Origin of the sequence: Streptomyces griseorubiginosus, from assembly GCF_017614965.1 — a bacterium.
GTDB lineage: Bacteria > Actinomycetota > Actinomycetes > Streptomycetales > Streptomycetaceae > Streptomyces > Streptomyces griseorubiginosus_B.
On the sequence record NZ_WVUG01000757.1, the window covers coordinates 1 to 408 of the forward strand.

Sequence of the window (408 nt, forward strand, 5' to 3'; positions counted from 1 at the left end):
ATATACTTTTTATCCTCATTCGACAGTGCCTGGGGCAACGGCACTAAAACAATCACACTTTTCTGTGACTGGCGTTACAATCGATCCCAGTCACAATTCTCAAATCAGAAGAGTATTGCTAATGAAAAACATCAATCCAACGCAGACTTCTGCCTGGCAGGCGCTCCAGAAACACTACGATGAAATGAAAGACGTTACGATCGCTGAGCTTTTCGCGAACGATAGCGACCGTTTCGCTAAATTTTCCGCGACGTTTGACGATCTGATGCTGGTGGATTTCTCCAAAAACCGCATCACCGAAGAGACGCTGGCAAAATTACAGGATCTGGCGAAAGAGACCGATCTGGCCGGCGCGATTAAATCCATGTTCTCCGGCGAGAAGATCAACCGCACCGAAGACCGCGCCGT

General features: G+C 48.3%; 1 pseudogene. It reads left to right on the forward strand.

From position 1 onward, the window contains the following. Window positions 1-121: 121 nt before the first annotated feature. A pseudogene (locus GRC12_RS45140) lies at window positions 122-408 on the forward strand (glucose-6-phosphate isomerase); the annotation flags it as partial.